This is a genomic window from Spirosoma sp., from assembly GCF_048594605.1.
GTDB lineage: Bacteria > Bacteroidota > Bacteroidia > Cytophagales > Spirosomataceae > Spirosoma.
Genome location: NZ_JBMDWV010000265.1, coordinates 1 through 8382, shown reverse-complemented (window position 1 = coordinate 8382; position 8382 = coordinate 1). Strand labels below are relative to the sequence as shown.

The 8382-nt window shown below is 47.0% G+C and carries 9 protein-coding genes; 8 read left to right on the top strand and 1 reads right to left on the bottom strand.

Translation table 11 applies throughout. The features are described from left to right. Positions 1-155: 155 nt before the first annotated feature. The 8 genes from ccsA (ACOJS8_RS16245) to pyrE all read left to right on the top strand — a co-directional run bounded on the left by ccsA (ACOJS8_RS16245) (position 156) and on the right by pyrE (position 7880). Entirely contained in the window at positions 156-815 is a 660-nt protein-coding gene (ccsA, locus tag ACOJS8_RS16245; protein WP_420149596.1) for a cytochrome c biogenesis protein CcsA, read from the top strand. Positions 816-883: 68 nt separating this feature from the next. After that, entirely contained in the window at positions 884-1159 is a 276-nt protein-coding gene (locus tag ACOJS8_RS16240; protein ID WP_420149595.1) for a CcmD family protein, read from the top strand. A 33-nt stretch (positions 1160-1192) separates the two neighbouring features. Continuing rightward, positions 1193-1633 carry a cytochrome c maturation protein CcmE gene (locus ACOJS8_RS16235; protein ID WP_420149594.1) on the top strand — a complete coding sequence of 147 codons (441 nt, stop codon included), beginning with the start codon at positions 1193-1195 and terminating at the stop codon, positions 1631-1633. A gap of 81 nt (positions 1634-1714) precedes the next feature. After that, entirely contained in the window at positions 1715-4375 is a 2661-nt protein-coding gene (gene ccsA, locus ACOJS8_RS16230) for a cytochrome c biogenesis protein CcsA (protein ID WP_420149593.1), read from the top strand. A gap of 62 nt (positions 4376-4437) precedes the next feature. Continuing rightward, positions 4438-4671 (top strand): hypothetical protein, encoded by a 234-nt coding sequence (locus ACOJS8_RS16225; RefSeq protein ID WP_420149592.1) that lies wholly within the window; start codon positions 4438-4440, stop codon positions 4669-4671. Positions 4672-4729: 58 nt separating this feature from the next. Continuing rightward, positions 4730-6028, top strand: coding sequence for a hemolysin family protein (locus ACOJS8_RS16220; RefSeq protein ID WP_420149591.1), 1299 nt, complete (start codon positions 4730-4732; stop codon positions 6026-6028). A 32-nt stretch (positions 6029-6060) separates the two neighbouring features. After that, positions 6061-7200 carry an aldose epimerase family protein gene (locus ACOJS8_RS16215; protein ID WP_420149590.1) on the top strand — a complete coding sequence of 380 codons (1140 nt, stop codon included), beginning with the start codon at positions 6061-6063 and terminating at the stop codon, positions 7198-7200. A 41-nt stretch (positions 7201-7241) separates the two neighbouring features. Beyond that, a complete protein-coding gene (gene pyrE, locus ACOJS8_RS16210) occupies positions 7242-7880 on the top strand; it encodes an orotate phosphoribosyltransferase (RefSeq protein WP_420149589.1) in 639 nt (212 codons plus the stop codon). Positions 7881-7973: 93 nt separating this feature from the next. Here the strand turns inward: pyrE and ACOJS8_RS16205 are convergent. Then, positions 7974-8382, bottom strand: a 409-nt coding sequence (locus ACOJS8_RS16205; RefSeq protein ID WP_420149588.1) for a tetratricopeptide repeat protein, incomplete at its 5' end; no start/stop codon positions are given.

Here is an 8382-nt window from a genome sequence, read left to right as displayed (position 1 = left end):
TAGCGGCAGCTGGAACGAAATTATCATTATTCTCGCTGTTGATGCAATCGTGTTGACATTATCGTGGCTACTATGTCCGTTTTTATGGAGACGCTAAAGTAATGCGGGTACAAACCCGCTACTACTAAATAGCGGGTTTGTACCCGCATTACACTATGAACAAAAATTGGTGGAAGGCCCTGGCGGTTGTGATATTAAGTTACGTAGTATTACGAGGATTACTGGGCGTAGTGCCTCGTCAACCTATTCTAAATGAGAGCATTCGGAACGTGTACTTTCACGTATCGCTCTGGTTTGGGATGCTTACCCTGATGCTTACGTCCGCGATTTATTCCATTCGTTACCTGCGTAAAGGTAGCCTTGATGATGATCTGGTGGCGGTTGAGTTTGCGAATACCGCAATCTTGTTCGGTCTTCTGGGATGCGCAACGGGTTCGTTATGGGCTAATTTTACGTGGGGCGAACCCTGGCCAAATGATCCTAAGTTAAATTGCGTAGCGGTTGGCATGCTGATGTACCTGGCCTATCTGATTTTGCGGGGCTCATTTGACGACGAGCAGCGTCGCGCCCGCATTTCAGCTGTATATAACATTTTTGCCTTTGCTGTATTTGTTCCCCTTATTTTCATTGTTCCCCGCCTGACAGATTCCCTGCACCCTGGCAACGGCGGCAACCCTGCTTTTGGTAAATACGATATGGACAACAACATGCGCATGGTTTTTTATCCGGCTATAATCGGTTTCACATTACTGGGCGTCTGGATTACGGAACTGCGCGTGAGAATGCGCCGGGTTAAAGTGGTCTTAGATGATTAAAGTCGTGCGCTATATGCGGAATGAATTGTATTATTTTTACGTTAAGTTTTAGACTCACTGTTACCAACATGTACTTGTCACTATTTCGCAGATTTCCATTAGCTGCCCTGATTTTACTCAGCCATACTATCATGGCTCAACAGCCTGTTACGCAGGGCGTTGAAATGGCTGACCGGCTACGTGCTGATGGTAAAATCTGGGTAGTCGTGGCCGTTATAGCAGCTGTATTTGCAGGTATTATTTTGTATCTTGTTCGGCTTGACAGTCAAATTGGTAAACTGGAAAAAGAAATTAAAAATCAGAAGAAAGATGTAAGACCAAAGGCGCAGGACATCGACCGGTAATCTTTATTCTTCATCAACTTCCCGTCTAAGGACATGAAACTCTCTCACATTTTAGGTATTGTCGTCATTGCCGTAGCTATCGGAATCATTGTTGCAACTGCGGGCGATGCTAGTTCGTATGTTACGTTTAGGCAGGCGACGACTCTTGCCCAGAACGGCGACGACAAAATGATACACGTAGTTGGCAAGCTGAAGAAAAATGAGCAGGGGCAAATTGTTGATATGCTCTATAATCCGGCTCTTGATCCGAATCACTTCGAGTTTACACTGGTCGACAACGATAACCACGAACAAAAGGTCATTTATAATAGCCCAAAGCCACAGGATTTCGAACGCTCGGAACAGATCGTCATTGTCGGCAGCATCCAGGGCGATCATTTTCAGTGTAACAAAATTCTACTGAAATGTCCGTCGAAATATCAGGACGGCAAGCTCGAAACAACTGAACACGAAGCCAAAACCGCTCAACTGTAAAAGAGCGAAAGAGGGAACGAAGGCCAGAGCAGATAGTTGCTCAGAGCTTTTTCCCTCTTTTGCTCTTTTGCTCTTTCACTCATGATACACACAACCGTCGGGCAACTCGGCCATTTCCTAGTCATATTGTCGTTCGTTACGGCCCTGGTCGCTACGGTGGGCTATTTTCTGTCGGCGCTGGGCCAACGTAGCGTCGTACAGGCAGAACCTATTGAAGAACCTCAACTAGCATATGCTGGCGAATCCAGTTTCGGCGGTAAAGTAGCTCGAAAAAAAGGGAAGGCTTCTGTCTCAACTCCCCTACCCCCAGCCAAAGACGACTGGCGTATGCTGGCGCGCTGGGCATTTTACATCCATGCAGCAGCTGTGGTTGGCATTGGTGCGAGTTTATATTACATCATTTACAATCACTATTTCGAGTACCACTACGCCTGGAGTCACTCATCGCTGGCTTTACCCGTGCAATACATGATTTCCTGCTTCTGGGAAGGTCAGGAAGGTTCTTTTCTCCTTTGGCTTTTCTGGAATGCCATGTTAGGCCTTATTCTAACCCGGGCCAGTGGCAAACAGTGGGAAGCCCCAATGATAACTATTTTCGCGCTGGTGCAGGCATTTCTGGCATCCATGATTCTCGGTGTTGTTTTCGGTGATACGTTCAAACTGGGATCATCGCCGTTTCTTCTGCTGAAAGAAGCCATGCCTGATGCGCCGGTTTTTACAATGGACCCCAATTTCGTTCCTAAGGACGGAAATGGTCTGAATCCGTTGCTGCAGAACTATTGGATGGTGATTCACCCGCCAACGACCTTTCTGGGTTATGCGCTTACCTTGATTCCTTTTTCGTATTGTATTGCTGGTTTATGGCGCAATCAGCCTCTGGCCTGGATACGTCCTGCGTTTTCCTGGACACTCATCAGCGGCATGGTGCTTGGCACAGCTATTATGATGGGTGGCTATTGGGCCTATGAAACGCTTAATTTCGGAGGTTACTGGAACTGGGATCCAGTCGAAAACTCGGTATTCGTGCCCTGGCTCGTGTTGGTGGGCGCTATTCATACCATGCTGATAGCCAAGCGAAGCTCAACGGGTTTGAAAACAGCTATTATTCTAACCATAAGCACCTTTCTGCTTATTCTGTATTCAACCTTTGTGACACGTAGCGGTATCCTGGGTAATGCTTCTGTTCACTCATTTACCGATTTAGGTTTGTCGGGTCAATTGCTGGTTTATCTACTGGCCTTCGTCACACTAGCCGTAGTATTAGCGGCCAGTAAGTGGAAGTATATTCCAAGTGATGAGCAGGAAACGTCGATCTATACCAAAGAATTCTGGTTGTTTGTTGGCGCAACCGTCCTTTGTCTGGCCGCTTTCCAAATCATCGCCACTACGTCAATTCCGGTGTATAACAAGATTCTGGAATCATTCGGCAAGATCTCAAATCTGGCACTTCCTGCCGACCAGATTGCCCACTATAACAAATTCCAAATCTGGTTCTTCATTGTAATTTCCTTGCTGACGGGCGTAGGGCAATACATGTGGTGGTGCAAAGTTGACAACAAAAAATGGGATGCGCTCATCACTCCAGGGATTCTGACGCTCCTGATCAGCGCCGGGTTAATTGCTTTTGGTGAAATCAAGAATCCCGTTTACATGGTCTTGTTGGTCGCGTCGGTTTTTGCCCTAATGACAAACGGAGCCATTTTGCTGGACATTATTCGTGGCAACTATCGCCTGTCGGGTGGAGCAATCGCCCACATGGGCATGGCCTTAATGCTGATCGGTATTCTTTATTCAGCTGGTTATTCGAAGGTTATTTCGCTAAACAACAGCGGCCTGCTTATTTCGAAGCAGGAAGAGTTTACCAAGAACGATAACAAAGAAAATAAGGAAAATACACTGCTTTGGCTGAATCAGCCCGAGCGCATGGGACCCTATCAGCTAACGTATCGCGGGCAACGTATTGAAGCCCGCGACGTACCCGGATATATTCCGCGAAAGGATGTCATGGTCATAGAAGGTGACTTCCACGGGATTGCGCTACGCGATATCGAGCAGAATGGCAAACTATACCACAAAAAAGGTGATACGCTGGCTCTTTATCCCGAAAATACGTATTACGAAGTTGAATACCGGGAACCCAGTGGTAAAGTGTTTAGCCTGTATCCAAGAGCGCAGGTGAACGAACGCATGGGTCTGCTGGCCTCACCCGATACACGTCATCAACTGGATCGGGATATCTATACGTACGTCAACTCAGTGCCAGATCCGGGGGCGGAGAACAAATGGGAAAAAACAGAAACGTACAGCGTTGCCATCAAAGACACATTTTTCCTGAACGACTACGTAGCGATTCTGGACGACGTAGTACGAACCAACCAAGTAGAAGGTATGGAAATTGGCGCAGCTGACGCTGCCGTTCGCGCCAGAGTACGTGTCCTCGACAAAAACGGTGAGCACATTCTCAACCCGGCGTTCATCATTAAAAACCGCATGGTAGCTCATCCTGCCGAAGTAAGCGATGAATTAGGCGTTCGTATCCAGCTGAACGAGATTGATCCGCGTACAGGTAAATTCACTTTTGCTGTCAATCGAACCCAGCGGGATTACGTAGTGATGAAAGCGTTTGAGAAGCCGCTTATTAACATTCTCTGGATTGGAACGTTAATCGTTGTAATTGGCTTCCTGATTGCCGCGGTACGTCGATATCGGGAGTTCAGGAAGATAGAGGCAAAAGCGGTCTAGTAGTCGACAGTTGTTAGTGATTAACTTATACCATTGACCTACGACTAACGACTGTTTAACCCATGAAACTAAAACTTTCTGAAATTCTGCTGTTAGCAGCCGGAGCTGGTTTTCTGATCCTTTGGATTGCAGAGTATCAACGAACCAGCTTTGCCGAGAGTTATTGGCTTTTAATGTTGTGTCTGGGCTTTCTGCTGGCCTTTCAATATATTAAAAACAAGCGACTCGAACGCGAAAAAGCCGTTTCTCCGACCATCAAGCAAATGGTCGAAGAACGTAAGAAAAAGAAAAAATAGTCGATAGTGGTTAGCTTCCCTTCTACGGACAACTTACCACTGTCGACTAGCAACTTTTATGGAATCCTACGCCCTATTACTTGGTGCTTTACTGGCGCTCGTGTTAGCCGGTTTCTTTTCGGCGGTCGAGATGGCTTACGTATCGGTCAATCGGTTGTATTTTGAGCTTCACAGCAAACAGGGCCCCTTGAGCGAAAAGCTGGTATCCGGTTTTCTCAAGAATCCAATTCTATTTGTAGGAACAACACTGACGGGTAACACACTTTTTTTGGTGCTGTATGCTGTATTGGGCGTAACGGCTCTAAATCCTCTGTTAGCTGCCCTAATTCCGGATGCGTGGGCCATTCATGAAGCTGTATCCATTGCCATTGAAATCCTGATTTTGACGGTCGTTTTCCTGCCTTTGGCCGATTATATCCCCAAAAGTCTGGCTCTTATTCACCCCGACCGTTTTCTGGAGGCACTGGCCGTACCGTTGTGGGTTATTTATAAAGCTATTGCTCCTATTGTTCGGATTTTGGTTGGAACGGCCCGCTTTTTTATTCGTTACGTATTGGGTAAAAAAAATCCTGAGATTCGGCCCGTATTCGGCCTCACGGATTTAAATCAATACCTGCAACAGTTAAATAACCAGAAAGCAGACACCGAAGAAGCTGTTGAAGTCGATACGAAGATTTTCAATAATGCTATCGAATTTCGAGACGTGCGGGTCCGCGAATGCATGATTCCTCGTACGGAAATTGCGGCTGTTGCTGTTGACGATACCGTCGAAGAGTTGCGCCAGGAATTTCAGGACAGTGGCCATTCAAAAATTGTTGTCTACCGCGATACCATAGACGACGTAATTGGTTACTGCCACGCCCTGGCCTTATTCAAAAAACCAGCTACCATCGAAGAAATCATTACGCCGATTATCATCGTTCCAGAAACAATGCCCGCTCAGGATTTATTGACCCGGTTTTTATCGGAGCACAAGAGTCTGGCTTTAGTAGTGGACGAGTTTGGTGGCACTGCGGGTATTGTGAGTGTTGAAGACATGGTTGAGCAGATTTTCGGGGAGATTCAGGATGAATACGATACCAACGAAGACTGGATCGAGCAGCAGCTTGATGAACGAACCTGGCTGTTGAGTGCTCGCCATGAAATTGATGATCTCAATAAAACGTACGGATGGAGCATTCCAATAGGTGATCAGCCCTCTGCCCGCTACGATACGCTCGGCGGTTTGATTCTGGCTACGAACGAAGATGTTCCGCAAGTAGGTGAGATTATTGAACTTTCTCCCTTTACATTTACAATCGTCTCAATGGATGGTAGCCGTATTGATACTGTAAAAGTGCACCTTAACAGAGAATAAAGTCAGCTATCATCGTTACAAACTGACTTTTCATGAAAATCGCTCTGTTTCTCTTACCCTTGCTATCCTTAAGCAGTATGACCTCTAATCCTGATCCGAACGTAATAAAGCCCAAAGCTGGCATTTCAAAAACGCTGTTCGGTACGTTTCCCGACGGGCGTGAAGCCGATTTATTTTCGCTTCGAAATGACAATGGTATGCTCGCCAAAATCACAAACTATGGCGGTTATCTTGTCGCCTTAACGGCCCCTGATAAGTCAGGTAAGCAGGAAGACGTAGTGCTTGGCCTGTCGTCCTTTAGCGACTATGCGAAAGGCACACCCAGCCTGGGGCCTATTATCGGACGCTTCGGCAATCGCATCGGTAACGCAAAATTCACGCTCGATGGGAAAGAATACACATTACCGGCAAATAATAACGGAAACACACTTCATGGCGGTCCTAAAGGTTTCGACAAACAAATCTGGAAAGCTACGACCATTGACGGAAAAGAGCCAGCTCTGATTTTAACTTATCTGTCAAAAGACGGAGAAGAAGGTTTTCCGGGAGATCTGTCGGTAGAAGTTCGGTATACGCTTCAAAAAGATAACGCATTACGTATCGATTATAAAGCAACCACAGACAAGGCTACCGTTGTCAATCTGACAAACCACGCTTATTTTAACCTGAGCGGTCTTAAACAGGACGTACTGAACAGCCAGTTGATGGTCAAGGCCGACGCCTTTTTGCCGACGGATGAGAAGCAAATCCCAACTGGTGAGATCCAGCCAGTAGCGGGTACGCCTTTCGATTTTACAAAGCCTACAGCCATAGGCGCCCGAATCGATGATCCGAACGATACGCAGATCAAATACGGGAAAGGGTACGACCACTGCTGGGTGTTCACGGATAAATCCAAATCGCTGAAACTGGGGGCTACGCTCTACGAACCAACCAGTGGTCGGTTTATGGAAATGTACACAACCGAACCTGCTGTACAGGTTTACACAGCCAATAATTTGAATGGTAAGTTAACGGGCATTGGTGGGGTTCCCTACACACGTCGTTTTGGTGTTTGTCTTGAAACCCAGCACTTCCCGGATTCACCCAACAAGCCCAACTTCCCGACTACGGTACTACGTCCGGGAGATACATATATAAGCACAACTGTCTACAAATTTTCGGCGAAATAGGCGTAGCTGCTTAATTTTGGAGTATCACTTTTCATATCTACGTGGATTCTTTATCTGTTCAACAGACCGTAGCACGGCATTTATTGGCGGTGCAGGCGGTCCGGCTCCGCCCCAGTGAGCCATTTACCTGGAGTTCCGGCTGGAAATCCCCCATTTACTGCGATAACCGCGTTACGTTGGCTCATCCTGAAGTACGCAGCTTTATCAAAAATGCACTGGCCGATGCCATTCAGCAGCGTTTTCCGTCTGTAGAAGTAATTGCGGGTGTGGCTACAGCGGGTATTCCACAGGGTGCATTGGTTGCCGACACGCTGGATCTCCCCTACTGCTACGTAAGGCCCGAGCCGAAAGCCCATGGCATGGGGAAGCAGATTGAAGGACATTTAGCGAGCGGCCAGCGTGTCGTTGTGATTGAAGATTTAATTTCGACCGGAGGCAGTTCTCTCAAAGTCGTTGATGCGTTACGTGCCGCAGGCGCTGACGTACTAGGCATGGCTGCAATTTTTACATATGGCTTCCCGCTGGCTGACCAGAATTTTGCCGCCAAGGACGTACCGTTGATTTGCCTTAGCCATTACGATGCATTACTAACTGAAGCTCAGGCGCTTAATTATATACCAGCCGAAGCTCTAGATTCCCTCGCTGCCTGGCGTCAGAATCCGGCAGTATGGGGTAAATAGAGAGGGGATTGAAAATCGAAAGACTTCCTTTGGGGCTTAAAGGGCATTATCATAAAGGTAATGCCCTTTTTTTTACTGAGTGTAGTGGAAATACTAAAGCTTTTCGAGAAGCTTCTCGGCCTCGCGCTTGCCTTCCAGATTTTTGCTGACGACCTCCTCAAGCAGTTGTTTAGCCTTGCTTTCATCCGATTTCTGACCACGTTTAAGCAGCGCGATGGCCTCGTAAAACGTACCCGGATTAGCAACAAGATCCGTCTGCCGACTTAGCTGATGGAACAACGTAACGGCCTTATCATAATTCCCCTGACGTAGCGAAACAATACCGGCGTATTTTAGCGCACTTTCGTTGTCGGGCTGGCGGCTCAATATACTTTGAAAGACAGCATCCGCTTCAGCAAGTTTACCCAGATTGAATTGTTCGGCACCTATTTTCAGGCTGTCAGCCGTACCATCCATAGTTGTCGGTAGTTGCATAAAATTTTCCGTTACGTATTCATCCGCC

Coding starts and splice junctions, on each gene's coding strand:
- ACOJS8_RS16215 (WP_420149590.1), top strand. CDS start 6,061: ATGAAAATCGCTCTGTTTCTCTTACCCTTGCTATCCTTAAGCAGTATG.
- ACOJS8_RS16235 (WP_420149594.1), top strand. CDS start 1,193: ATGAAACTCTCTCACATTTTAGGTATTGTCGTCATTGCCGTAGCTATC.
- ccsA (WP_420149593.1), top strand. CDS start 1,715: ATGATACACACAACCGTCGGGCAACTCGGCCATTTCCTAGTCATATTG.
- ACOJS8_RS16220 (WP_420149591.1), top strand. CDS start 4,730: ATGGAATCCTACGCCCTATTACTTGGTGCTTTACTGGCGCTCGTGTTA.
- ccsA (WP_420149596.1), top strand. CDS start 156: ATGAACAAAAATTGGTGGAAGGCCCTGGCGGTTGTGATATTAAGTTAC.
- ACOJS8_RS16225 (WP_420149592.1), top strand. CDS start 4,438: ATGAAACTAAAACTTTCTGAAATTCTGCTGTTAGCAGCCGGAGCTGGT.
- ACOJS8_RS16240 (WP_420149595.1), top strand. CDS start 884: ATGTACTTGTCACTATTTCGCAGATTTCCATTAGCTGCCCTGATTTTA.